Source organism: Microbacterium sp., assembly GCF_035277845.1.
GTDB lineage: Bacteria > Actinomycetota > Actinomycetes > Actinomycetales > Microbacteriaceae > Microbacterium.
In genome coordinates this window covers 1-24,013 of record NZ_DATEJS010000307.1, presented here as the reverse complement: position 1 = coordinate 24,013, position 24,013 = coordinate 1, and the positions used below count along the sequence as shown (strand labels likewise).

Annotated in this window: 23 protein-coding genes; 6 read left to right on the top strand and 17 right to left on the bottom strand. The window is 71.3% G+C overall.

What is annotated here, in order from left to right; all coding sequences use genetic code 11:
- From VJR25_RS13600 to paaA, 10 genes are all read right to left on the bottom strand, one after another.
- Positions 1 to 1,734: FtsK/SpoIIIE domain-containing protein (locus tag VJR25_RS13600; RefSeq protein WP_324115897.1), on the bottom strand; the 1,734-nt coding region annotated here is incomplete at its 3' end.
- Between the two features lie 88 nt (positions 1,735 to 1,822).
- Positions 1,823 to 2,779 carry a PP2C family protein-serine/threonine phosphatase gene (locus VJR25_RS13595; RefSeq protein WP_324115895.1) on the bottom strand — a complete coding sequence of 319 codons (957 nt, stop codon included), beginning with the start codon at positions 2,777 to 2,779 and terminating at the stop codon, positions 1,823 to 1,825.
- A 65-nt stretch (positions 2,780 to 2,844) separates the two neighbouring features.
- On the bottom strand, positions 2,845 to 4,884 hold the full coding sequence (locus VJR25_RS13590) for an ABC transporter ATP-binding protein (protein WP_324115893.1): 2,040 nt from the start codon (positions 4,882 to 4,884) through the stop codon (positions 2,845 to 2,847).
- Positions 4,881 to 6,611, bottom strand: coding sequence for an ABC transporter ATP-binding protein (locus VJR25_RS13585; RefSeq protein ID WP_324115891.1), 1,731 nt, complete (start codon positions 6,609 to 6,611; stop codon positions 4,881 to 4,883). The genes VJR25_RS13590 and VJR25_RS13585 overlap by 4 nt, the downstream gene beginning before the upstream one ends.
- 133 nt (positions 6,612 to 6,744) lie before the next feature.
- Positions 6,745 to 7,542, bottom strand: coding sequence for an enoyl-CoA hydratase/isomerase family protein (locus VJR25_RS13580; RefSeq protein WP_324115890.1), 798 nt, complete (start codon positions 7,540 to 7,542; stop codon positions 6,745 to 6,747).
- A 24-nt stretch (positions 7,543 to 7,566) separates the two neighbouring features.
- Positions 7,567 to 8,661, bottom strand: a complete 1,095-nt coding sequence (paaE, locus tag VJR25_RS13575) for a 1,2-phenylacetyl-CoA epoxidase subunit PaaE (RefSeq protein ID WP_324115888.1) — start codon at positions 8,659 to 8,661, stop codon at positions 7,567 to 7,569.
- A gap of 1 nt (position 8,662) precedes the next feature.
- Positions 8,663 to 9,118, bottom strand: coding sequence for a 1,2-phenylacetyl-CoA epoxidase subunit PaaD (paaD, locus tag VJR25_RS13570; RefSeq protein ID WP_324115901.1), 456 nt, complete (start codon positions 9,116 to 9,118; stop codon positions 8,663 to 8,665).
- Positions 9,119 to 9,288: 170 nt separating this feature from the next.
- Positions 9,289 to 10,143, bottom strand: coding sequence for a 1,2-phenylacetyl-CoA epoxidase subunit PaaC (paaC, locus tag VJR25_RS13565; RefSeq protein ID WP_324115886.1), 855 nt, complete (start codon positions 10,141 to 10,143; stop codon positions 9,289 to 9,291).
- A complete protein-coding gene (gene paaB / locus VJR25_RS13560) occupies positions 10,140 to 10,460 on the bottom strand; it encodes a 1,2-phenylacetyl-CoA epoxidase subunit PaaB (RefSeq protein ID WP_324115884.1) in 321 nt (106 codons plus the stop codon). Before paaB ends, paaC begins: the two co-directional genes overlap by 4 nt.
- Positions 10,460 to 11,452: a 1,2-phenylacetyl-CoA epoxidase subunit PaaA gene (gene paaA / locus VJR25_RS13555; RefSeq protein WP_324115882.1), complete on the bottom strand. Its 993-nt coding sequence runs from the start codon at positions 11,450 to 11,452 to the stop codon at positions 10,460 to 10,462. The genes paaB and paaA overlap by 1 nt, the downstream gene beginning before the upstream one ends.
- Before the next feature lie 96 nt (positions 11,453 to 11,548).
- Between paaA and paaI the strand changes: the two genes are divergently transcribed.
- The 3 genes from paaI to VJR25_RS13540 all read left to right on the top strand — a co-directional run bounded on the left by paaI (position 11,549) and on the right by VJR25_RS13540 (position 14,135).
- Positions 11,549 to 11,956 (top strand): hydroxyphenylacetyl-CoA thioesterase PaaI, encoded by a 408-nt coding sequence (gene paaI, locus VJR25_RS13550; protein ID WP_324115880.1) that lies wholly within the window; start codon positions 11,549 to 11,551, stop codon positions 11,954 to 11,956.
- A 47-nt stretch (positions 11,957 to 12,003) separates the two neighbouring features.
- Positions 12,004 to 13,317 carry a phenylacetate--CoA ligase PaaK gene (paaK, locus tag VJR25_RS13545; protein ID WP_324115877.1) on the top strand — a complete coding sequence of 438 codons (1,314 nt, stop codon included), beginning with the start codon at positions 12,004 to 12,006 and terminating at the stop codon, positions 13,315 to 13,317.
- 68 nt (positions 13,318 to 13,385) lie between these two features.
- Positions 13,386 to 14,135: a class I SAM-dependent methyltransferase gene (locus tag VJR25_RS13540; protein WP_324115875.1), complete on the top strand. Its 750-nt coding sequence runs from the start codon at positions 13,386 to 13,388 to the stop codon at positions 14,133 to 14,135.
- Between the two features lie 55 nt (positions 14,136 to 14,190).
- On the opposite strand, the gene paaZ is transcribed toward VJR25_RS13540, so the two are convergent.
- The 3 genes from paaZ to VJR25_RS13525 are packed head-to-tail and all read right to left on the bottom strand — an operon-like array spanning position 14,191 to position 17,791.
- A complete protein-coding gene (gene paaZ, locus VJR25_RS13535) occupies positions 14,191 to 16,209 on the bottom strand; it encodes a phenylacetic acid degradation bifunctional protein PaaZ (protein ID WP_324115872.1) in 2,019 nt (672 codons plus the stop codon).
- On the bottom strand, positions 16,206 to 17,051 hold the full coding sequence (locus VJR25_RS13530; RefSeq protein WP_324115870.1) for a 3-hydroxyacyl-CoA dehydrogenase family protein: 846 nt from the start codon (positions 17,049 to 17,051) through the stop codon (positions 16,206 to 16,208). Before VJR25_RS13530 ends, paaZ begins: the two co-directional genes overlap by 4 nt.
- Positions 17,048 to 17,791 carry an enoyl-CoA hydratase/isomerase family protein gene (locus VJR25_RS13525; RefSeq protein WP_324115868.1) on the bottom strand — a complete coding sequence of 248 codons (744 nt, stop codon included), beginning with the start codon at positions 17,789 to 17,791 and terminating at the stop codon, positions 17,048 to 17,050. The genes VJR25_RS13530 and VJR25_RS13525 overlap by 4 nt, the downstream gene beginning before the upstream one ends.
- A gap of 158 nt (positions 17,792 to 17,949) precedes the next feature.
- On the opposite strand from VJR25_RS13525, the gene VJR25_RS13520 reads away from it, so the two are divergent.
- On the top strand, positions 17,950 to 18,504 hold the full coding sequence (locus tag VJR25_RS13520; RefSeq protein WP_324115899.1) for a TetR/AcrR family transcriptional regulator: 555 nt from the start codon (positions 17,950 to 17,952) through the stop codon (positions 18,502 to 18,504).
- Positions 18,505 to 18,510: 6 nt separating this feature from the next.
- Positions 18,511 to 19,098 (top strand): AAA family ATPase, encoded by a 588-nt coding sequence (locus VJR25_RS13515; RefSeq protein WP_324115866.1) that lies wholly within the window; start codon positions 18,511 to 18,513, stop codon positions 19,096 to 19,098.
- Here the strand turns inward: VJR25_RS13515 and VJR25_RS13510 are convergent.
- The 3 genes from VJR25_RS13510 to VJR25_RS13500 all read right to left on the bottom strand — a co-directional run bounded on the left by VJR25_RS13510 (position 19,095) and on the right by VJR25_RS13500 (position 22,227).
- The gene (locus VJR25_RS13510; RefSeq protein ID WP_324115864.1) at positions 19,095 to 19,823 is read right to left on the bottom strand and encodes a sulfurtransferase; all 729 of its coding nucleotides are present in this window, start codon (positions 19,821 to 19,823) and stop codon (positions 19,095 to 19,097) included. The two genes, VJR25_RS13515 and VJR25_RS13510, sit on opposite strands and share 4 nt — an antisense overlap.
- Positions 19,824 to 19,954: 131 nt before the next feature.
- A complete protein-coding gene (locus VJR25_RS13505; protein WP_324115862.1) occupies positions 19,955 to 21,190 on the bottom strand; it encodes an amidohydrolase in 1,236 nt (411 codons plus the stop codon).
- Between the two features lie 56 nt (positions 21,191 to 21,246).
- A complete protein-coding gene (locus VJR25_RS13500) occupies positions 21,247 to 22,227 on the bottom strand; it encodes an aldo/keto reductase (RefSeq protein ID WP_324115860.1) in 981 nt (326 codons plus the stop codon).
- Positions 22,228 to 22,299: 72 nt separating this feature from the next.
- On the opposite strand from VJR25_RS13500, the gene VJR25_RS13495 reads away from it, so the two are divergent.
- Entirely contained in the window at positions 22,300 to 22,677 is a 378-nt protein-coding gene (locus VJR25_RS13495) for a DUF4870 domain-containing protein (protein WP_324115857.1), read from the top strand.
- Here the strand turns inward: VJR25_RS13495 and VJR25_RS13490 are convergent.
- On the bottom strand, positions 22,670 to 24,013 hold a 1,344-nt coding region (locus tag VJR25_RS13490; RefSeq protein WP_324115855.1), incomplete at its 5' end, for an aldehyde dehydrogenase family protein. The two genes, VJR25_RS13495 and VJR25_RS13490, sit on opposite strands and share 8 nt — an antisense overlap.

The window sequence follows — 24,013 nt, the reverse complement described above, 5'->3', positions numbered from 1 at the left end:
CTCCGCCCCACCGGGGAGCGCAGCCGCCTCGTCCGTGCCGACGACCATGCGGCTGTCCGCGGCATCCGCGACCCGCAGGCAGATCCGCAGCGGGCAGTTCGCCAGCAGCGCGTCGCGCAGCACTCCCGCGGCCCGCTGCGTGCCCAGCACGAGGTGCATGCCGAGCGCGCGGCCCCGGGCGGCGACGTCGGTGAACAGCGCCTGCAGCTCGGGGTGCTCTGCGAGCAGAGCGGCGAACTCGTCCACGATCACCACGAGACGCGGCATCCGCACCCGGTCGTCGCGGATGTCCCGGGCACCCGCCTGCACGAGCTGCGCCTCGCGCCAGCGCAGCTCGGCCGACAGGCTCTGCAGCGCGCGCCGCGCGCCGGACCCGTCGAGGTCGGTGATGACGCCCGACACGTGCGGCAGCCCGCGCAGTGCGTCGAACGCGGTGCCTCCCTTGAAGTCGGCGAGCAGGAACGACACCTCATCCGGTCCGTGTGTCGCGCACAGCGACGTCACCCACGAGATGAGCAGCTCGCTCTTGCCGGCACCGGTCATCCCGACGACGACCGCGTGGGGTCCGTCCGCGACGAGGTCGACCGCGAACGGACTCCGCCCGGCGGTGCCGAGCACGGCGGCGAGGCTGTTCGCAGAAGCGGATGCCTCATCCGGAAGCCGGCCATCGAGCAGATCCGCCAGCGCTGCCGCCACCACCGTGTCCGCTGCACCGAACACCGCCGTCGCCCGGTCGGCGAGCCCGGCCGCGAGCGCCCGCGCCTGCGAGAGCGACAGCCCCTCCACCCGGAGCTCGGCGGTGTCGGCCCCTACCGCCAGCGTCGCACGGTCGATCCCCGTGAGGGTGAGCACCGCCCCGCAGCGCGGCGGCACCGGCATCCCCTCGGCTACACGCGCGAGCACGATGTCGGCGTCGACCAGCGGCGCGGCGGGCCCGGCCACCGCCAGCGTCGTCCCGGTGGCCGCGCGTCGATGGGGGGCGACCTGCAGCCATTCGGTCTCGCCGTGCGGGTCGCCGACCAGGCGCAGGTCTCCCGGGGCGGATGCCACCAGCACTTGGGCGGCGAGCGCGCGCAGCACGGCCGCCGCCACCGGCTCCGGCCCGACCACCGCGACCCCGATGCCCGCCGGCACCGTCACCGGCGCCTCCTCGAGCACGGCGGCCCGCGCTCGAAGGGCGGCGGCCTCCGGATCGCCCTCCCCGCCGGACACCCGAACGGTGCTCGGCACCTGCCCCGCGCCGACGACGATCGCGGCACGCCGGTCGGCCGTGCTGGTCCAGATCACACCCGCTCCGACGGCGGTCGCGACATCCGGATGCCCCGCCCAGAGCCGGTCTCGCTCCCGCTCCTGCCGCTCCTCGATCAGCTCCGCCACCCGGGTGCGCGCCTGCACCGACTCGGCCTGGCGGCGCGCCCGGTCGCGTCTGGCCGCACGCCGGCCGTCGAACGTCGTCGCCACCGCGATCAGCGGCCCGAGCATCGCGAACCACAGCATGAACATCGAGCCGGTCACGAGCCAGAGCACCACCGCTCCCACGACCGGCACGAGAGACGCGAGCAGCGGCAGCGGTCCGCGCCGAGGCGGGTCGGCGACATCGGGAAGCCGCAGCGGCTCCTCCGGTGCAACGGCCGGCGCGCGTAAGGCGGCGTGCGCGGGCGGAGGCGCGACGATCCCGGCGGAACCCTCCAGACGCGAGGACAGCGTGGGCGTGAACGGCGACGGCGAGGTCATGCTCCCAGTCAACGAGCCGGGATGCCCGATCCGCCACCCGCAGTCGGCGCCTGTGGATAAGTCGCCCGCGGCGGACGGTCAGCCCACGTCAGGCCGAGCGATCCTCGGCGTCGCCGGCCTCGTCCGCACCATCCGCCGCACCCGCCTCGTCGGCATCCGAGTCGTCGGCATCGGACTCGTCGGCATCATCCGCGTCCGACTCGTCGGCGTCCGACTCGTCGGCGTCCGACTCGTCCTCGCGCGGGGCATCGGCATCCCGCTCGTCGTCGACGAGCGACTCGGGCGACCCGACGTTGAGAACGATGATCGACACGTTGTCGCGGCCGCCGTTCTCCAGGGCCGCGTCGAGCATGGCCTCCACGGCGTCGGCCGCGTCGGGGTGCTCGCCGAGGAAGTGCTGGATGCCGTAGTCGGTGAGCTCTTTCGTGAGCCCGTCCGAGCAGATCACGAACCGGTCGCCCTCGACGACGTCGAGGCGCACGTAGTCGGGCTTGACGTGGTCGCTCGGCCCGACGGCGCGGGTGATGACGTTGCCGTAGGGGTGGCTCTCGGCCTCCTCCGGCGAGAGGCGGCCCGCGGCGATGAGCTCCTGCACGACGGAGTGGTCGGTGGTGACCTGCGCGATCCGGCCGTCGCGCAGCAGGTACACGCGGGAGTCGCCGATGTTCAGCGTCACCCAGTGCGGGACCAGCCCCGACACGTCGAGGTAGACCCCGGTGAGGGTCGTGCCGGTGCCGTCGTCGGTCGACCCGGGATGCGAGGCGATGTCCCGGACGGCGAGCTTGATCGCCTTCTCGATCTCGCGCGGGGTGATCTTCGCGGACCCGGCGACGGACTGCATGCGCGCGACCGTGCGGGAGCTGGCGATCTCGCCGCCGATGTGACCGCCCATGCCGTCGGCGATGATGAACAGCGGATACTGCGCCAGCACGGCATCCTGATTGGTCTCGCGACGCCGGCCCACGTCCGTGACGGCCGCCCACGACAGTTCCAGGGGACCGTCGGGCAGCTCGACGGTGTGGAACCGTGTGGTTACGTCGGGCACGCCGCAGTCCTTCGCTTGCCGGGGCCGCGGCTGGTCGCGGCGTGTTCACATCCTAGGGCACCGGCTCAGCGGCCGGAGACGACGCCGACGGCGTCCGGCTCCTCCTCGTCGCCGATCGCCGCCTCGAACTGGGCGTTGTACAGCCGCCAGTACGCGCCGTGCGCCAGCAGCAGCTCGTCGTGGGTGCCCTGCTCGACGATCCCGCCGTCCTCCATCACCAGGATCAGGTCGGCGTCGCGGATCGTGGAGAGCCGGTGCGCGATGACGAACGACGTGCGGTCGGCGCGCAGGCGCGACATCGCGCGCTGGATGAGCAGCTCGGTGCGGGTGTCCACCGAGCTCGTCGCCTCGTCGAGGATCAGGATGCGGGGATCGGACAGGAATGCCCGGGCGATCGTGACGAGCTGCCGCTCGCCGACGCTGAGGTTCGTCGCCTCGTCGTCGAGCACGGTGTCGTAGCCGTCGGGCAGCGCGTGCACGAACCGGTCGACGTAGGCCGCGGTCGCCGCCGCGTGGATCTGCTCCTCGGTGGCATCCGGATCGCCGTACGCGATGTTGTCGCGGATCGTGCCGGCGAACAGCCACGTGTCCTGCAGCACCATGCCGGTGCGCGCCCGCAGATCCGTGCGTGTCATGGCCCGCGTGTCGACGCCGTCCAGGGTGATCCGGCCGGAGTCGACGTCGTAGAACCGCATGATGAGGTTGACGAGCGTCGTCTTGCCGGCGCCGGTCGGCCCCACGATCGCGACGGTGCTGCCGGGCTCGGCCGTGAGGCTCAGGCCGTGGATGAGCGGCTGGTCGGGCACGTAGCGGAACGACACGTCGTCGAAGACGAGAGTGGATGCCTCGTCGGGCACGTTCGCGGCGGGCTGCGGGTCGGCATCCTGCTCGGGAGCGTCGAGGAGCTCGAAGACGCGCTCGGCGCTGGCGACGCCGGACTGCAGCAGGTTCGCCATCGAGCCCAGCTGGCTGAGCGGCTGCGTGAACTGCCGGGAGTACTGGATGAACGCCTGCACATCGCCGATCGAGATGGCCCCGTTCGCGACCATCACCCCGCCCACGACGGCGATGCCGACGTAGACGAGGTTCCCGATGAACATCATGATCGGCATGATCAGCCCGGACACGAACTGGGCGCCGAAGCTCGCCCGGTAGACGGCGTCGTTCTCGACGTCGAACTCGGCCTCGACCTCGTTCTGGTGGCCGAACACCTTCACGATCGAGTGGCCGGAGTAGGTCTCCTCGACGCGTGCGTTGAGCTTGCCGGTCGCGCCCCACTGGGCGACGAACAGCTTCTGCGAGCGCTTGGCGACGAGCATCGTCACGACCAGCGTGAGCGGGATCGTGACCAGGGCGATCACGGCGAGGAGCGGGGAGATGACGAACATCATCACGAGCACGCCGAGCACCGTCAGCAGCGACACCACCACCTGCGACAGGGACTGCTGCATGGACTGGCCGATGTTGTCGACGTCGTTGGTGACGCGGCTCAGCAGCTCGCCGCGCTGCATCCCGTCGAAGTACGACAGCGGCAGCCGGTGGATCTTGTCCTCGACGCTGATGCGGAGGCGGTGCATGGCCCGCTGCACGATGCCGTTGAGGATGCGCGCCTGCAGCCACGAGAAGATGCTGGCGGCGATGTAGAGCGCGAGGACGGCCGCGAGCAGCATCCCGAGCCTGCCGAAATCGATGCCCGCGCCCGGGACGAAGGTCATCGACTGCAGCGTCTGGGCCTGCTGCGTCTGCCCGGCCTGCTTCATCTGGTCGATGATCTGCTGCTGCGTCGTGCCGGCGGGCAGATGCGCGAACTGCAGCGACACGAACCCGTCCACGACGACGTTGGTGGCGGCGCCGAGGATCTTCGGGCCGAGCACGTTCATGCCGACGCTGAGCACGCTGAAGAGCACCACGACCGCGAGCAGCCACTTGTCCGGTCGCAGCGTGCCGAGCAGGCGCCGCGCGCTCGGGCCGAAGTTCTGCGCCTTCTGCACCGGGGCGCCCATGCCTCGGCCGAAGGGACCGCGGCCGCCTCCGCCCGGGCCGACGCGCGCGGGGGCTCCGGCCGGTGCGCCGGCCGTGTGCGATGCGGGCCTGGGGGTGCTCATGCCGCCTCCACCGAGAGCTGGGATTCGACGATCTCGCGGTAGGTCTCGTTGGACTCCGCGAGCTCGTCATGCGTGCCGAGGCCGACGATGCGGCCGTGGTCGAGCACGACGATCTGGTCGGCGTGCTGGATGGTGGACACCCGCTGCGCGACCACCAGCCGGGTGGCATCCGGCAGGCGGGTGTCCAGGGCGCGTCTCAAGGACGCGTCGGTGCGCAGGTCGAGCGCCGAGAACGAGTCGTCGAAGATGTAGATCTCGGGATTGCGGACGAGGGCCCGGGCGATGGCGAGGCGCTGGCGCTGACCGCCCGAGACGTTCGTGCCGCCCTGGGCGATGGGCGCGTCGAGCTTCTCCGGCATCGCCTCGACGAAATCCCGTCCCTGTGCGATCTCCAGCGCCCGCCACAGGTCGGCGTCCGTGGCCTGATCGTCGCCGTAGCGCAGGTTGGATGCCACCGACCCGGAGAACAGGAACGCCCGCTGCGGCACCAGGCCGATGCGCCGCCACAGCTCGTCGGGGTCGTACTCGCGCACGTCGACCCCGTCGACCGTCACCGACCCGGCGGTGACGTCGAACAGGCGCGGGAGGAGTCCCACGAGGGTGGTCTTGCCGGCGCCCGTGGAGCCGATCACGGCGGTGGTGGTGCCGGGCTCCACGGTGAAGGAGATGTCGTGCAGCACGGCCTGGTCGGCGCCGGGATAGGCGAAGTCGACGTGGTCGAACACGATGCGTCCGACCGGGGCCGGGGCATCCGTCGGCTCAGCCGGAGCGGCGACCGACGGTGCGGTCTCGAGCACCTCGCCGATGCGGCCGGCGCACACCGCGGCGCGCGGGATCATCACGAACATGAACGTGGCCATCATCACGCCCATGAGGATCTGCATGAGGTAGGTGAGGAACGCGAACAGCGTGCCGATCTGCGCGTTGCCGTCCTGCACCTGGAACGACCCGAACCAGATGACCGCGACCGAGGAGACGTTCAGCACCAGCATCACCGCCGGGAACATCATCGCCATCAGGTTCCCGGCGCGCAGCCCGGTGTCGCGCACGTCCGCGGACGCCTGGGTGAACCGCCCGCGCTCCTCGCGTTCGCGCACGAACGCGCGGACCACGCGGATGCCGGTCAACTGCTCGCGCATGATCTGGTTCTCGCGGTCGATGCGCCGCTGCATGGAGCGGAACGCGGGCACCATCCGCACCACGATGAGCGACACGATGATGAGCAGCACCGGCACCGAGACGAGCATCAGCCACGACAGTCCGACGTCCTGCCGGATGGCGAAGATCACCCCGCCGATCGCGAGGATGGGCGCGGACACCATCAGCGTCGCCGACATCTGCACCAGCATCTGCACCTGCTGCACGTCGTTGGTGTTGCGGGTGATCAGCGAGGGGGCGCCGAACGACCCCACCTCGCGCTGCGAGAACGACACCACGCGGCGGAAGAGGTCCCGGCGCAGGTCGCGGCCCATGCCCATCGCGAGTCGTGAGCCGAAGTACACCGCGATCACCGAGCAGACGATCTGCGCCAGGCTCACCGCGAGCATCAGGCCGCCGGTGCGCCAGATGTAGTCGATGTCGCCCTTGATGACGCCGTTGTCGATGATGTCGGCGTTGAGCGTCGGCAGCCACAGGGATGCCAGCGACTGCGCGACCTGGAAGACGAGCACGCCGATCATCAGCAGCCATGCGGGCTGGAGGTAGCGGACGAGGAGCTTGCCGAGCATGGCATCCTTCCTGCGCGCACGTGCCGGCTCGGGAGCGACCCGATGGTTGCGGCGCGTCAAGTAACGCTACGCCCACCTTGAGGGACGGGGAAGGAACGTCCGTGCGCTGTCAGCGAACCGATATGCGGGTCGTTCAGCGGCCGGTGAAGATCGGCGGGCGCTTCTCGGTGAACGCCGCGAAGCCCTCGCGATAGTCCGCGGTGGCCTGCAGGGCGGCCTGGGCCTGGTTCTCGCGGGCCATGGCATCCCACAGGCCGAGGCGTTCGTCGCGCAGGCTCTGGATGAGCCGCTTGGATGCCAGGAACGCCTGCGTCGCCCCCGTCGCCGCGGTCTCTGCGGCGCGGATCGCGGCGTCGTCGACCTCGTCCGCGGGGAACACCTGCGAGAAGAGTCCGGCCGCCACCGCCTCTGCGCCCGTCATGAGCCGGCCCGTGTAGATGAGGTCGAGCGCCCGGTGCGCACCGAGCCGTTCGTAGAGCAGCGCGTGGCCGCCGGAATCCAGCACCGCGCCGAGCGCCGCGAACGGCGAGCCGATGCGCGCGGTGTCGGCGACGTAGACCACGTCCGTCGCGATGAGCAGCCCGAGCCCGACGCCGAGGCAGGCCCCGTGCGCGACGGCGAACGTCGGCGCCGGGAACGCGGACATCTCCTGCAGCAGCGGCGTGAGCGCGCCGTCGAGATAGGCGGGGACGTCGTCGGTGGCGGCATCCACCCCGGCGATGTCCCGCCCGGCGCAGAACGCGCGCCCCTCCCCGCGCAGCACCAGCGCGCGCACGCCCGCCGTCTCGGCGACACCGTACGCGGCGCGCAGCTCCTCGAGCCCCTCGAGATCGAGGGCGTTGAGCTTGTCGGGGGCGTCCAGGGTGACCGTGGCGATCTGGGCCTCCGTGCCCGTGCTTCCGGTGACCGGACGGATGTCGAGCTCGATCATGCGGACCTCCCGTGGCGTGCCGGCTCAGGTGTCATAGTCCACCACGACGCGGTCCGTCGTGGGGTGCGACTGGCAGGTGAGCACGTATCCGCGCTCGATCTCGTCGGGTTCCAGGGCGTAGTTCTCGGTCATCGTGACCGCTCCCTGCAGCAGACGCGCTCGGCACGTGCCGCAGACCCCGCCGGAACAGGAGTACGGGGCATCCGGCCGCACCCGCAGCGCCGCTGTCAGCAGCGATTCGCGGGCGACGAGGGGGCTGTCGACGTGGGAGCTCTGCCCATCGAGCGTGAAGTCGAAGGCGTAGGTCGGCTCGTCGGCGCGCACCTCGATCGGGCGCGCGGGCTCCTCGCGCTCCTCCCCCGTCGTGAACAGCTCGAAGCGCACGTGGCTGCGGTCGACGTCGCAATCCTCGAGCACGTCGCGGCACATCTGCACCAGTTCGATGGGTCCGCACAGAAACCACTCGTCCACCGTCTGCGGCGGCAGCAGCCGCTGCAGGATCGTGCGAAGCTTCGGCTCGTCGATGCGGCCGGACAGCACCGGGGCCGCACGCTGCTCGCGCGAGAGCACGTGATGCAGGGTGAGCCGCGTCGGGAAGCGGTCCTTCAGATCGGCGAGGTCGTCGGCGAACATCACGTCCGTCTGCGACCGGTTCGTGTAGACGAGGGTGAACAGCGAGGTCGCCGAATTCTCCAGCACCGCGGTCGCCACCGCCATGAGCGGTGTGATGCCGGAACCGGCGGCGATGCCGGCGACGTGCTTTCCGTCGAGTTCCGCCAGCCGCGTCGTGAACGTGCCCTGCGGGCTCATCACGTCGACGACCACGCCGGGATGAAGCTGGGTCTGCGCCCACGTCGAGAACCGCCCGCCGGGGTCGCGCTTGATGGCGACGCTGACGAGGTCCGCCCCGGGCCGCGGAGCGCGGCAGAGCGAGTAGGAACGGCGCACCTCGCGGCCGTCGATCTCGGCCCGCAGGGCCACGTTCTGCCCGGGCAGGTAGTGGTAGTCGTCGACGAGGTCCGGCGGCACCGCGAAGGTGACCTCGATGGCGTCGTCGGTGAGGGGTCGCACGTCCGCGACCGTCAGCGGGTGGAATCGTCCGCGCGTCGGCAGTGGCATGTCAGTGCGCCTTGAAGTGGTCGAACGGCTCGTCGCAGGCACGGCACTGGTACAGCGCCTTGCACGACGTGGACCCGAATCGTGCGAGCTCCCGCGTGTCGAGCGACCCGCAGTTGGGGCACTTGACCGACAGCCGCAGCGGAATCGGTCCGCTGCGCGCCGTCACCGGTCCGGGCGGGGCGATGCCGAAGGCGGCGAGCGCCTCGCGTCCGTGCGGGGTGATCCAGTCGGTCGTCCACGCCGGGGCGAGGGCGGTGCGCACGTCGACGTGCGCGAACCCGGCCGCGGTGAGGGCGAGCACGAGGTCGTCGCGGATGGTGTCCATCGCGGGGCAACCGGAGTAGGTCGGGGTGATGGTGACGGTGACGGCATCCCCCTCGGCCTGCACCTCGCGAAGGACGCCGAGGTCGGCGATGGAGAGCACGGGGATCTCGGGGTCGTGGACGGAGGCGGCGATGTCCCACGCCGGGGGGCGCCGCGTTTCGTCTCGTCGCTGCGCTCCTCGCTCAACGACCGGGGGTGGGGTGCGCGTTTCGTCTCGTCGCTGCGCTCCTCGCTCAACGACCGGTGGGGTGCGCGTTTCGTCTCGTCGCTGCGCTCGCTCGACGACCGGGAGGATGCGTCCGGTCACCATGTCGCTCCCGGGTGCTGGCGGGCGAGCACCTGCATCTCGGCGAGCAGGTAGCCCATCGCCGGGAAGTGGATGCCGCGCCGTCCCCCGGCGGAGCTCGGCGGCAGGGACGGGACATCCAGGGCGCACTCGGCGAACACGGCGGCGATCACCTCGTCGAACGCCCCCCGCAGCATCGACGGGCGAACCACCGTGCCCGGGGCATCCCGCTCGAGACGCTCGATGAGGGGCTCGTCGCGGAACAGCTCGTCGACGTACGGCCACACGTCGCCGACGGCGGCGATCATGCGCCGGCGCGACTCGTCGGTGCCGTCGGCGAGGCGCAGGGTCCACTGCACGGCGTGGTCGCGGTGGTATTCGACCTCCTTCACCGACTTGGCCGCGATCGCGGCGAGGGTGGCATCCGCGGATCGCTGCAATGCGGTGTACAGCTCGAACTGGAAGCAGGATGCCGCGAGCTGCCGCGCGATCGTGTGCGCGAAATCGCCGTTCGGCTGCTGGAACAGCCAGGCGGTGCGCCAGTCCGGCTCGTCGCGGAAGTAGGCGAGATCGTCCTCGCTGCGGCCGTCCCACGTCCCGGCGTAGCGCAGCAGGCTGCGGGCGTGGCCGAGCAGGTCGAGGGCGATGTTGCCGAGCGCGACGTCCTCCTCGAGCTCGGGGGCGCGGGAGATCCAGGCGCCCAGCTGCTGAGACAGGATGAGCGCATCGTCGCCCAGCCAGAGGGCGTATTCGGCGACGTCCGCGGATGCCGCGACGCCCTCACCGCCCGCGAGTTCGGCGCTGAGGGCGACCTCGTCGACGGTGACGGTGCCGTGCGGGTCGTCGCGTTCCGTCTCGCTTCGCTCGCTCACAGGTGCGGCACCCCCTCGGACGCGGTGTAGTACTTGGCGTGGCGGTAGTTCTTGCCGGCGGGGCTTTCGAACATGGCGCCCTTCGAGCCGGGGTCGCTCGTGGTGATCGCCTCCGACGGAACCACCCAGATCGACACGCCCTCGCCGCGCCGGGTGTACAGGTCGCGGGCGTTGCGCAGCGCCATGTCGGAGTCGGGGGCGTGCAGCGAGCCGACGTGCACGTGGCTGAGGCCGCGGGAGGCGCGCACGAAGACCTCCCACAGCGGCCACACCTCGGCGGCGTCGGTGCGGGTGGTGTCGGAACCGGGTGCGGACATCAGGCGGCCTCCCCTGCGAGCGCTCCGCTGCGTTTCGTCTCGCTTCGCTCGCTCAACGACCGCTTCTTCGCATACGCCGCCGCGGCCTCGCGCACCCAGGCGCCGTCCTCGTGGGCGTCGCGGCGGTGCTGCAGCCGGTAGGCGTTCATCGGGCCGCGTCCGGCGAGCACCTCCTGGAACTCGGCCCAGTCGATCTCGCTCGTGATCCAGCGCTGTCCTTCTTCGTCCCAGCGCAGCTCCGGGTCGGGCAGCGTCACGCCGAGCGCCTCGGCCTGCGGCACCAGCATCCCGATGAACCGCTGGCGCAGGTCGTCGTTGGAGAACCGCTTGATCTTCCACGCCATCGACTGCGCCGAGTTCGGCGACTCGTCGTCGGGCGGCCCGAACATCATGAGGCTCGGCCAGTACCAGCGGTTCACGGCATCCTGTGCCATCTCGCGCTGCGCCTCGGTGCCGTGCATGAGGGTCAGCAGGATCTCGAAGCCCTGCCGCTGATGGAACGACTCCTCCTTGCAGATGCGCACCATCGCGCGCCCGTACGGCCCGTACGAGGCACGGCACAGCGGCACCTGGTTGCAGATCGCGGCACCGTCGACGAGCCAGCCGATCGCGCCCATGTCCGCCCAGGTCGGCGTCGGGTAGTTGAAGATCGACGAGTAACGCGCCTTGCCGTCGATGAGCTGCTGCGTCATCACGTCACGGGCGATGCCGAGGGTCTGTGCGGCCGCGTAGAGGTACAGGCCGTGACCGGCCTCATCCTGCACCTTCGCCATCAGGATCGCCTTGCGCTTGAGGCTCGGCGCCCGCGTGATCCAGTTGCCCTCGGGCTGCATGCCGATGATCTCGGAGTGCGCGTGCTGCGAGATCTGCCGGATGAGGGTGCGCCGGTAGGCGTCGGGCATCCAGTCCCGCGGTTCGATGCGCTGATCGGCGGCGATGAGCGCGTCGAAGTCGGCCTGCAGCTCGTCGTCTGCCGTGATGGTCCCGATCATCGTCGACCTCCCGTCCGGAAATACCAACCGTTCGTTCAGTAATTATGGCATACTCTGGCTCAGACGGTTCGACCGCCGGTTCGAAGGAGAATCAGGATGCCGGATGCCACCCGATCCACGCACACGATGATGCAGAACGACCGTGCCGCGCAGGCGCTCGGCATCCGCATCGAGCGGAACGAACCGGGACACGCCGTCATGTCGATGCTCGTGCGCGAGGACATGACCAACGGCTTCGCGATCACCCACGGCGGACTGGTGTTCGCCCTCGCCGACACCGCCTTCGCGTACGCGTGCAACGAGGACGAGAAGGTCACGGTGGCCGCCGGCGCGGACATCGCGTTCCTGAAGCCGACGACGGCCGGGCAGACCCTGACGGCCACGGCGGTGCGCCGGGCACGCAGCGGCCGCACCGGCCTCTACGACGTCACCGTGACCGACGAGACCGGCGACGTCGTCGCCGAGTTCCGCGGCCGGTCGTTCACCACGAACCGAGCCCTCTGAGCCGCACCGACGCCTTCCCCTCCGCTTCGACCCGACAAGGATGCCGCATGTCCACCGCCCAGCACGTGACCGCACCGGAGACCGCCGACCTCGACCCGGAGGAGCGCCTGAGCGTCGACGAACTGCGCGCCCTGCAGCTCGAGCGCCTGCAGTGGACGGTGCGTCACGCCTACGAGAACGTGCCGCTGTACCGCGCGAAGTTCGACGCCGCCGGGGTGCACCCGGACGACATCCGGGAACTCGACGACGTGCAGAAGCTGCCGTTCACCACCAAGGAGGACCTGCGCCGGTCGTACCCGTTCGGCATGTTCGCCGTGCCGATGGATCAGGTGCGCCGCATCCACGCGTCGTCCGGCACCACCGGGCGGCCCACGGTCGTGGGGTACACGCAGGGCGACCTCGACCGCTGGGCGTCGCTCGTGGCGCGGTCGCTGCGGGCGGCCGGGGTGCGGCGCGGGATGCTGCTGCACAACGCGTACGGCTACGGCCTGTTCACCGGCGGGCTGGGCCTGCACGACGGTGCCCAGGCCCTCGGCGCCACCGTCATCCCGATCTCCGGCGGTCAGACCGCACGCCAGGCGCAGCTGATCGACGACTTCCGCCCCGATGCGATCTCGTGCACGCCGAGCTACCTGCTCACGATCGGCGACGCGCTGGAGGCATCCGGCATCGATCCGCGCTCGACGTCGCTGAAGGTGGCGATCCTCGGGGCGGAGCCGTGGACCAACGAGATGCGAACCACGATCGAGCAGCGCTTCGACCTCGACGCCGTCGACATCTACGGGCTCAGCGAGGTGATCGGCCCGGGCGTCGCGAACGAGTGCGTCGAGACGAAGGACGGTCCGCACATCTGGGAGGACCACTTCCTGCCCGAGACCATCGACGCCGAGACCGGCGCGACGGTGGGCGACGGGGAGCTCGGCGAGCTCGTGTTCACGTCGCTGACCAAGGAGGCGTTCCCGGTGATCCGCTACCGGACGCGCGACCTCACCCGCCTCCTCCCCGGCACGGCGCGGCCCGGCATGCGCCGGATGCAGAAGGTCACCGGCCGCGATGACGACATGATCATCCTGCGCGGCGTCAACCTGTTCCCCACGCAGATCGAGGAGCTGGTGCTCGGCATCGAGCAGCTCACCCCGCATTTCGTCCTCGAGCTGACGCGGCGCGGCCGGCTGGACGCGCTCACGGTGCGCATCGAGCGGCATCCCGCCCTCGATCGCGACACGTGCGAGGCCGCGACCGTCGTGCTGCAGAAACGGATCAAGCAGCACATCGGCACGAGCGTCGACATCGTGCTCGAGGAGCCTGGTGTGCTGCCGCGGTCCGAGGGCAAGTACAAGCGGGTGTACGACCTGCGGTGAACGGACGCCGGGCGTCGTTCTGCGGCCGACACGGCCTCGCGCCGCGGATCGGTGGGTAGCGTTCCGGTATGGACGACGGGCACGAGGACCACGGCCGCGCGCCGGAGCCGATCTCGGACTTCGATCGCGCCCGCCGGGAGACGGTGCGCTACCACGAAGAGCTCTACGCCGCGGCCGAGCTCGGCCAGCCCGGCACGTGGCTCGCGCGGCCCCACCGCCTGCTGACCGACGCGCTCGCGCTTCTCGCCGCGGACCGGCCCGTCGTCGCATACGACCTGGGCGCGGGGATCGGCCGGCACACCATCCCGCTGCTGGAGGAGCTGCCGGCGGGTTCCACCGTCGTCGCGGTCGACCTTCTCGAGTCCGCGCTGGAACACCTGCGGGATGCCGTTCCCCCCGGCGTCGGCGCGACGCTGCGGACGCGAGCGGTCGACCTGTCCGCGTTCGAGTTCGAGTCCGCCGCCGATCTCGTCTTCGCCTTCTCGGCCGTCGAGCATCTTCCGGATCTTGCCGCCGTGCGACGGCTGCTCGAACGCGCCCGGGCGGCGCTGACTCCGGGCGGCGTTCTGGCGCTCGGATTCGTCGTCGACCGGTTCGAGGTCGACGCCGACGGCGAGCGTCGCCCCGCCATGCTCGAGAGCGCCATGAGTTCGGATGAGGCGCTCGAGCTGCTGTCCGGCGTCTTCCCGGATGCCACGGTCGCCGACCAGCGGTCGGATCCGAGCGAAGTGCGCGAGCAGCGCGACGGCGAGAGCTACACGCTGACGTCGACGCTCCTCACATGGCTTGCGACGGCCCCGGGCGACCCGACGCCGTAGCCGTCCGCACGGGCAGGGATGCGGCGAGCCTGCTGTGCCCGCCGCGCACCCCGGCTCACTCCTTCGCGACGAGTGTCAGCACGTCGTAGGTCGCCACGACCTCGTCGCGCTGGTTGCGCAGCACCGCATCCCACCGCACCTCGCCGTAGTCGTCGGTCTCACGCGGCGTGATCTGCTTCGCCGTGAGCGTCACCCGCACGCTGTCACCCGGCGACACGGGGGTCAGGAACCGCAGGTGCTCCAGGCCGTAGTTCGCCAGCACCGGGCCCGGCGCCGGGTCGACGAAGAGCCCCGCGGCGAACGACACCAGCAGGTAGCCGTGGGCGACCCGGCCGGGGAAGAACGGGTTCGCGGCCGCCGCCTCCTCGTCCATGTGCGCGTAGAACGTGTCGCCGGTGAACTCGGCGAAGTGCTCGATGTCGGCGAGGGTCACCTCGCGCGGCTCGCTGGCGAACCGGTCGCCGAGGTGCAGTTCCGCGAGGGACTTGCGGAACGGGTGTCGCGCGGTGTCGGTCGCGGCGCCCTCGTGCCAGACGCCGGTGATCGCGGTGAGCATCTCCGGCGAGCCCTGGATGGCGGTGCGCTGCATGTGGTGGGTCACGGCGCGGATGCCGCCGAGCTCCTCACCACCGCCCGCACGTCCCGGGCCGCCGTGCACGAGGTGCGGCACCGGGGATCCGTGACCGGTCGAGGTGCGGACGTTCACCGAGCTCAGAACGAGAACCCGGCCGTTGTAGGCCGCACTGCGCGAGACGAAGTCCGCGGCGAGTGCCGGGTCGTCGGTGACGAGGGACGTCACGAGCGATCCCCCACCGCGGGCGACGATGTCGGAAGCCTCCTCTACCGTGCGGTAGGTGAGCAGCGTCGCGACCGGACCGAAGGCCTCGACCTCGTGCGCCTCGCGCACGGTCGCGTCCACGAATCCCAGCAGCATCGGCGCCACGAACGCGCCGGCCGGGTCGGCGTCCGCCGGAGCATCCGGGGCGCCGAGCAGCAGGTCACCGCCGGCGTCCCGCAGTCGTTGCACGCTGCGCAGCACCTCCTCGCGCTGCTCGAGCGAGACGAGCGGCCCCATCGTGACGCCGTCGGTGCGCGGGTCGCCGATCCGCACGCGGCTGTCGATCATGCTCCGAAGCGCCTCGACGAGCGCCTCCACCCGGTCTTCCGGGACGATCGCGCGGCGGATGGCCGTGCACTTCTGGCCGGTCTTCGCCGTCAGCTCGGTGAACAACTGGCGGACGTACGCGTCGAACGCGGGGGTGCCGGGTGCGGCATCCAATCCCAGCACCGACGCGTTGATGGAGTCCGTCTCCGCGGTGAATCGCACGTCTCCCGGCACTTCGGCGCGCAGCCGGGAGGCGGTCGACGCGCTGCCGGTGAATCCCACGAGGTCGCCGAGCCGCAACCGGGCGAGCAGGCCCGGGATCGCTCCGCTGATGAGCTGCAGCGATCCCTCCGGCACGAGCCCGGTGTCGAGCAGGATCCGCACCCACGCCTCGGTGACGTACGCGGTCGGAGTGGCCGGCTTGACGATGCTCGGCACGCCGGCGAGGAACGCGGGAGCGAACTTCTCGAGCGGCCCCCACATCGGGAAGTTGAAGGCGTTGATCTGAACCGCGACGCCGGGCAGGCGCGTCAGTACATGCCGGCCGGAGAACGAGCCGTCCTTGGAGAGCGGCTCCACCGGGCCGTCGACGATGAGCTGGGCGTTGGGCAGCTCCCGCCGGCCCTTCGAGGAGTAGGTGAACAGCACGCCGATGCCGCCGTCGACGTCGATCATGGCGTCTCGGGCGGTGGATCCCGCGGCCGCGGACAGGGCATACAACTCGTCCTTGTGCTCGCTGAGCGCGAGGGCGAACTGCTTCAGCAGCAGCGCGCGCTGGTGGAAGGTGAAGCGGCCGAGGCTGCGCTGCCCGACATCGCGCGCGTAGCCGAGCGCGCCTTCGAGGTCGAGGCCCCGGCTCGACACGCGGCACACCTCGGCACCGGTCGAGGCATCCCGCACCACCGTGGCATCCGGATCGTCCGGGGTGACCCAGGCACCGTTCACAAAGCTCGGCAGCACGCCGCTCATCCTTCGCTCCATTCGTAGAATCCCTGCCCGCTCTTGCGGCCGAGCCGTCCCTCCGCGACCATCCGCCGCAGCAGCTCCGGCGGGGCGAACCGGTCGCCGAGCCGCGCATTCAGCTCTTCGGCGATCGCCAGCCGCACGTCCAGCCCGACGATGTCGGTGGTGCGCAACGGTCCCATCGGATGCCCGTATCCGAGCTGCATCGCGGTGTCGATGTCGGCGGGCGACGCGACGCCCTCCTCCACCATGCGGATGGCCTCGAGCCCGAGTGCCACCCCGAGCCGGCTCGAGGCGAAACCAGGGGCGTCCTGCACCACGATCGGACTCTTGCCGAGCGCTTCGATCCAGCCGACAGCCCGGTCGCGCACGTCATCCGCCGTCTGCGCCCCGATCACGAGCTCGACGAGCTTCGACGACGGCACCGGGTTGAAGAAATGCATGCCGAGAAAGGCAGCGGGGCGGCGGAGTACCGCCGCGAGCGCGCCGATCGACAGAGAGGACGTGTTGGATGCCAGCACCGCCTGCTCCCCGAGCACCGCCTCCACCCGGGTCAGCGCCCGCGCCTTGAGATCCGGGTCCTCCGGCACCGCCTCGACCACGAGCCGGCACGCGGCGAACGGACCGATGTCGGTGCCGACGCTCAGCGCGGCATCGTCCGGCACCGTCATGCCGCGCTCCCGCGACCCCTGGAGCAGCCCACCGATCCGCGCCTGGGCCGCCGCGACCGCCGTGGCATCCTGCTCGACGACATGGACGCGGGCCCCGGCCAGCAGGAACGCGTGAGCGATCCCGGCGCCCATCCGGCCACCGCCGACGACCCCGACGCGCTCCGGCACGTCGCTCATCGCTTCGCTCGTCGTTCCAGGAATGCGGTCATGCGCTCCCTCTTCTCGGGCCGCTCGAACAGCTCGGCCTGCAGCTCGTATTCGATCTCGGGGTGCGCGTCGTGCGGCGCGGCGAGCGCGCGCTTCGTGTACTGGGTGGCGAGGGCGTCGTTCGCGGCGATGCGGTCGGCGATCGCGTGGGCGGCGTCCAGCAGCGCGTCGGGGTCGTGCAACGACGACAGGATGCCCCAGGCGACGGCCTCCTCGGCATCCAGCACGCGCCCGGTCAGCAGCAGCTCCGCGGCGCGGGCGTGCCCCACGATGGCCGGCAGCCGGAACGTCGCCCCGGCCGCGGCCAGGATCCCGAGCCCCGGTTCCGGGTTGCCGATGCGCGTGCGCGGCGTGCCGATGCGGATGTCCGCCGCGAAGGCGAGTTCGGCTCCGCCGCCGAGCGCCCACCCGTCGACCGCCGCGATCACGGGCATGGGGAGGTCCGCGATGCGCGTGAAGACCCGCATGTTGATGCCCTCCCGTGCGTCGACCGCCGTGCGGTCGCGCAGCTGGGCGATGTCGGCCCCGGATGCGAACACGCCACCCGCGCCGGTCAGGATGAGCACGCGCGGGTCGGCCTCGAGCTGCGCGCACAGCTCGTGCAGTCCGTTCACCAGGTCGAGGTCGATCGCGTTGCGCACCTCGGGGCGGTCGAGCGTCGCCACGACGCGGTCCGTGCGTGCCTCGACGTGCAGACTGGGCTGGGGCATCCTCGCCTCCCGATTACCGACCGATCGTTCAGTAATCATCGCAGACATCGCGCGCCCACGCCAACAATGCGCCGCCGCGGTGCCAGACTGGCCAGGTGACCGACGCCTCCGACCCTGTCCCGGTGCGCCGCGGACGCCCCGGCTACGACCGTGAGCAGATGCTCGCCAGCGCTGTGCGCGTCTTCAACGAGCTGGGCTACGACGCCACGTCGGTCGCGGTGCTCACCGAGCGCCTCGGTCTGAGCAAGGCCGCGCTGTACCACCATTTCGACTCGAAGGAGCAGGTGCTGGACGCGTCGCTCGAGCGGGCGCTCGGGTCGCTCGAGGCCGTGCTCGACACCGACGAGGCGATGTCGGGCAGCGCGATCGACCGGCTCGCGGCCGTGCTGCGCGGCGCCGTGGCGGTGCTGGTCGCCGAACTCCCGCACGTCACGCTGCTGCTGCGCGTGCGCGGCAACAGCGAGGTGGAGCGACGGGCGCTCACGCGTCGCCGCGCGTTCGACCAGCGCATCGCGGCGCTCGTGCGCCACGCCCAGCGCGAGGGCTCGGTGCGCAGCGACATCGAGGCCTCCGTCGCTGCCCGCCTGCTGTTCGGAACCGTCAACTCGATCGTGGAGTGGTACCGGCCCGGCGGCCCGGAGGGCGCCGATCGCCTGGCGGACGACGTCGTCGCCGTCGCCCTCGACGGTCTGCGCACCGCCGGAAGGCCGTAGAGCGAAATGGCGCGCCTCGTGTTCATCAACGGCGCCCCGGGTACGGGGAAGTCCACCGTGGCGCACGCCCTCAGCCGCGAGGATCGGCTGGCCGTGGTGGTCGACGTCGACCAGCTCAAGCACTCGCTGGGCGGCTGGGAGCAGGATCCGACGGCGTCGGGCCTGCACGCCCGGCGCCTCGCCCTGGCCCTCGCCGATGAGCAGCTGCGCTCGGGGCACGACGTGTACGTCGGGCAGTACGCGGCCCGGACGGAGTTCATCGAAGCGCTCGAAGACCTGGCCCGGCGCCGCTCCGCGTCGTTCCACGAGTTCGTCCTCGACGTCGACGCGGACCGTCTCGCCGATCGCCTGACAACCCGGGCCGACTCCCCCACCCGCCCCGAGCATGAGATCAACAGCCGACTGCTCGCGGCGTCGGATGCGGCGGAGCTGATCTCGTCACTGACTGCTGTGCGCGCGGCGCGCCCCGGCGCGATCCGGATCGACGCCTCGGGCACGCTCGAGGCCACGGTCGCGTCGATTCGCGCCGAGCTCCGCCGAGCGAACCCGCCGGCATCCGATGATCCCGGTGCCGGGTCGACGGCCGATTCCTAGCGCGGGGCGAGCTCCGGGGTGAGCGCCTCGCGCTCGTCGAACACGAAGCATTCCCCGTTCCAGTGCGCGCCGCCGACCTGCTCGAAGTAGCCCAGGATGCCGCCGTCCAGCTGGTAGGCGTCGACGCCGATCTCGCGCAGGTGGATGGCCGCCTTCTCGCAGCGGATGCCGCCGGTGCAGTAGCTCACCACGGTCTTGCCCTGCAGGTCCGCGGCAGCCGCGGCCGCGGCATCCGGAAACTGCGTGAACCGCTCGATGCGCCAGTCCACTGCGCCCGCGAACGCGCCGTAGTCGACCTCGAACGCGTTGCGGGTGTCCAGCAGCACCACCTCCCGGCCGTCGTCGTCGGCGCCCGCATCGAGCCAGCGGCGCAGAGTCGCCGGGTCGACGGCGGGCGCCCGACCCGCCTCGGGGCGGATCGTCGGATGGTCCATCCGGATGATCTCGCGCTTGACCTTGACGAGCATGCGGCCGAACGGCTGCGTGTCCGACCAGCTCTCCTTCGTGGTGAGCGCGGCGAAGCGCGGGTCGTCGCGGAGCGCGTCGACGAACGCGCGGACGGCATCGGCGTCACCGGCGAGGAACAGATTGATGCCCTCCTCGGCGAGCAGGATCGTGCCCTTCAGCCCCGCCGCGACGGCACGCTCCCGGAGCGCCGGCTTGAGGGTCGCGGCGTCGGCGAGATGGGTGAAGAGATACGCGGAGATGTTGAGGATGGCGGGCACGGATCAAGCCTACGGATGCCGCAGGGTCGCTGCGTTTCGGCTCGCTTCGCTCGCTCAACGACCGATCGGGGGGATGACACCCGCGGCCGACGCGTTTCGGCTCGCTTCGCTCGCGCGACGACCGAGGCGGGTCAGCGCATCCAGGAGGAGCGGCCGAAACGGGACCAGCGCTCGACGACGTGGGGCTCGCCGTCGTCGCCCGGCCCGTAGACGGCGCGGCCCTCGATGTACACGTGCTCGACCCGTGAGTCGACGGCGAGCGGATCGCCCGACCACAGCACGATATCGCCGTCGCGGCCGGGCTCCAGCGCGCCGACGCGGTCGTCGAGCCGCAGGATGTCGGCCGGGTTCGCGGTGAGCGCCTGCAGGGCGGTGGATGCCGGCAGTCCCTCGCGCACCGCGAGGATCGCCTGCAGCCGCAGCTGGTCGATGGGCACGACCGGGTGGTCCGTCGTGATGGCGACCTTCACCCCTGCCTCGGCGACGAGAGCGAGGTTGCCGATCGCGCGGTCGCGCAGCTCGACCTTCGATCGCGACGTGAGCAGCGGGCCGAAGATCACCGGGATCCGCTTCTCGGCGAGCACGTCGGCGATCTTGTGCGCCTCGGTGCCGTGGTTGACGACGAGGGTGTACCCGAACTCCTCCGCGATGCGGATGGCGGTCGCGATGTCGTCGTGGCGGTGGCAGTGCTGGTCCCAGAGCAGGTCGCCGGCGAGCACCGCGGCGAGGGTCTCCTTGCCGAGGTCGCGCTCGAACGGGTCGCCCTTGTCCGCGGCCGCGGCACGCTTGTCCGCATAGTTCTGCGCCGCGACGAACGCGTCGCGCAGCACGCTTGCCACCCCGAGGCGGGTCGCGGGGGTCTTCCCCTTGTCGCCCCAGACGCGCTTCGGGTTCTCGCCGAGCGCGGACTTCACCGAGACGTCCCAGGCGAGCACCTGCTCGTCGACCGTGCGGCCGCCCCACGTCTTGATGGCGACGGTGCGGCCGCCGATCGGGTTGCCGGAACCGGGCTTCACGACCACCGTCGTGACGCCGCCGCGCAGCGCATCGCGGAACCCGACCTCTTCGATGTCGATGCCGTCGATCGCTCGGAACCGCGACCCGTTCGGGTCGGTCATCTCGTTGGTGTCGTTGCCCGACCAGCCCTCGCCGTCCTCGTGCACACCCACGTGCCCGTGGGACTCGACGAATCCCGGGACGACCCAGCCACCGGCGGCATCCACCACCTCGGCGCCGGCCGGAACCGGCGTGTCCGGTCCGCCGACCGCGGAGATGACGCCGTCGGTCACGACGACCGTGCCGTTCGGGATCGGGTCGGAGCTGACGGGGACGACGTGGCCGCCGGTGAACGCGAGGATGTGAGCCATCCCCTCAACCTACGCCGCCCCTCCCCGTCCGCCCGTGCGGCGACCGGCCGCACAGACTAGGCGGCGGGGTCCTCCGGCAGCGGGAAGAGTTCGTCGATGACGACCAGATCCTCGGCCGTGGGCGTCCAGGCCGCCGCCGCCTCGGCATTCGCCCGCACCTGCTCCGGCCGCGTCGCCCCGGCGATCACCGAGGACAGCTCCTCGTGCGACAGCAGCCACCCGAACGTCGCCTGCAGCATCGTGATGCCGCGCGCGTCGCAGAACGCCTGGTACGCCTCGAGCGCATCCCACGGCGCCGTCTCCCACAAGTGGGACCGCTGCCGCATGATGCGGCTGTCCTCCGGTCCGCCCGCACGGGTGAACTTGCCGGTGAGCAGGCCGTTGTACAGCGGGAAGTACGGGAAGAACCCGAGCCCGAACCGTCGCACCGCGGGCAGCACCTCGCGTTCCGCACCGCGCGCCAGCAGGCTGTAGTGGTTCTGCGCCGACGCGAACCGGGTCTGACGGCGGCCACGGGCCACGAAGTGCGCCTCGGCGATCTGCCAGCCGGCGAAGTTGGAGTGTCCGAAGTAGCGGATCTTCCCCTCGCGGACCAGGTCGTCGAGAGTGCCCAGCGTCTCGTCGATCGGAGTGCCCGGGTCGGGCGTGTGCAGCTGGTACAGGTCGATCCAGTCGGTCCGGAGGCGCGTGAGGGATGCCTCGACCGCCCGCCGGATGAAGGTGCGGGACGCCATCGACCCGCCGAGCTGAGCCGCGGCGAACGCGTTGTGCCCGAACTTCGTCGCAAGCACGACCTCGTCACGACGGCCCTGGAGCGCTTCGCCCATGAGGGTTTCGCTGGTGCCGGCGGGCACCCCGTAGATGTCGGCGGTGTCCAGGAACGTGACGCCCGCGTCGATGGCGGCATCCAGCACCGCCCGCGTCCCTTCGAGGGTTTCGGTGGCCGTGCCCTTGCGTCCGAAGTTGTTGCAGCCGAGGCCGACAGCGGACACGAGAAGGCCCGACGCGCCGACGCGTCGCATGGGAGGAGTGCTCATGTCCCCCACGCTACGCCGCGGCGCGGACGCGCCAGCAGACAAATGAGCCTGGGACCCGCCACAATGGTGCCTATGAGTCAGCCTTCCGCTGCAGCGCAGCCCCTGTCCCCCGAGTCCGACAAGCAAGCCGCAATGTGGTCGCACATCGGCGGCATCGTCGGCTTCCTCCCTTCCCTGATCATCTGGCTGGTGCTCAAGGATCGCGGCCCGCGCACCAACGTCGAGGCCAAGGAAGCCCTGAACTGGCAGATCACCTTCACGATCGTCTACGTGGCCCTGCTGATCGTGCTCAGCATCCTGACGAGCTTCCTCTGGTTCCTCGCCTTCATCACGTGGCTGCTCCCGTTCGCATGGTGGGTGCTCAACGTGATCTTCTCGATCATGGGCGGCGTCGCCGTCAACAACGGCGGCAGCTACCGCTACCCGCTGAACTTCCGCTTCATCAAGTAGCGGGAACGACCAGCGCCCCGTCCTCGCGACGGGGGATGCCGGCCGGGTTGCCGTCGCGCAGCTCGGCCGGCAGCACGTGCTGCGGGGCGTCCTGGTATGCGATCGGCGCGAGGAACCGCCGCACGGCGGTCGCCCCCACCGACGTGTGCACGGACGCCGTCGACGACGGCCAGGGTCCGCCGTGGTGCTGACCCCACGCGATCGCGACCCCGGTCGGCCAGCCGTTGAACAGCACGCGCCCGGCGATCCGCCCGAGGGCGTCTGTCGTCTGCGCGACGAGCGCGTCATCGTCGGCTGCCGCGGTGCGGACGGTCCCGGTGAGGCTCCCCTCGAGCACGGCGAGAGCGTCGGCGAGGTCGGTCGCGGCGTCCGCGTAGCGCACGAGCAGGGTCAGCGGCCCGAAGTGCTCCTGCTGGAACAGCTCGGGGTCCGCGAGGAACGCCGCGGTGTCGGTTGCCATGACGATGGGCGCCGAGCCCTCCGCCTCCGTCGTGGCGATGACGTCCACGTCGGCGCGCTCCGCGAGGCCAATGCTGCCGTCGGCGAAGGCTCCGGCCATCCCCTCGGTCAGCAGCCGCTGACCGGATGCGGATGCCACGGCGGCCGCCAGCTCCCCCTCGAACGCCGTGCCGGCCGGGACGAACACGAGGCCGGGCTTGGTGCAGTACTGCCCGCCGTCGCGCGTGAAGGAGGCGGCGAGGCCCGCCGCGAGCCCGGCGGCATCCTCGGCCACGGCGGCGGGGGTGACCACGACCGGGTTCACCGAGCCGAGCTCCCCGTAGAACGGGATCGGATGCGGGCGGGACACCGCGAGGTCGAACAGCGCCCGGCCGCCCCGCGTCGACCCGGTGAAGCCGACCGCGGTGACGAGCGGATGCCGCACCAGCGCGAGGCCCTCCTCCATGCCCTCGACGAGCACGAGCGCGTCGGCCGGTCCCCCGGCATCCCGGATCGCGTCGCGCACGATCGCGGCGACACGGCGGGACAGCTCCGGATGCCCCGGGTGCGCCTTGACCACGACCGGGCACCCGGCGGCGAGCGCCGATGCGGTGTCGTTGCCGGCGACCGAGAACGCGAACGGGAAGTTGGACGCCGCGAACACCGCGACGACGCCGAGCGGGCGCAGCATGCGGCGCAGGTCGGGGCGGGGCGGGATCAGCGCGGCATCCGGCGCGTCGACGGTGGCCTCGAGGTACGAGCCCTCCTCGATGACGTCGGCGAAGAACCGCAGCTGGGTCGCGGTGCGCACGACCTCGCCCGTCAGCCGCGCCTCGGAGAGGTGCGTCTCGCGCTGCGCGAGCGGCACCAGCTCCGCGCTCGCGGCCTGCAGCGCGTC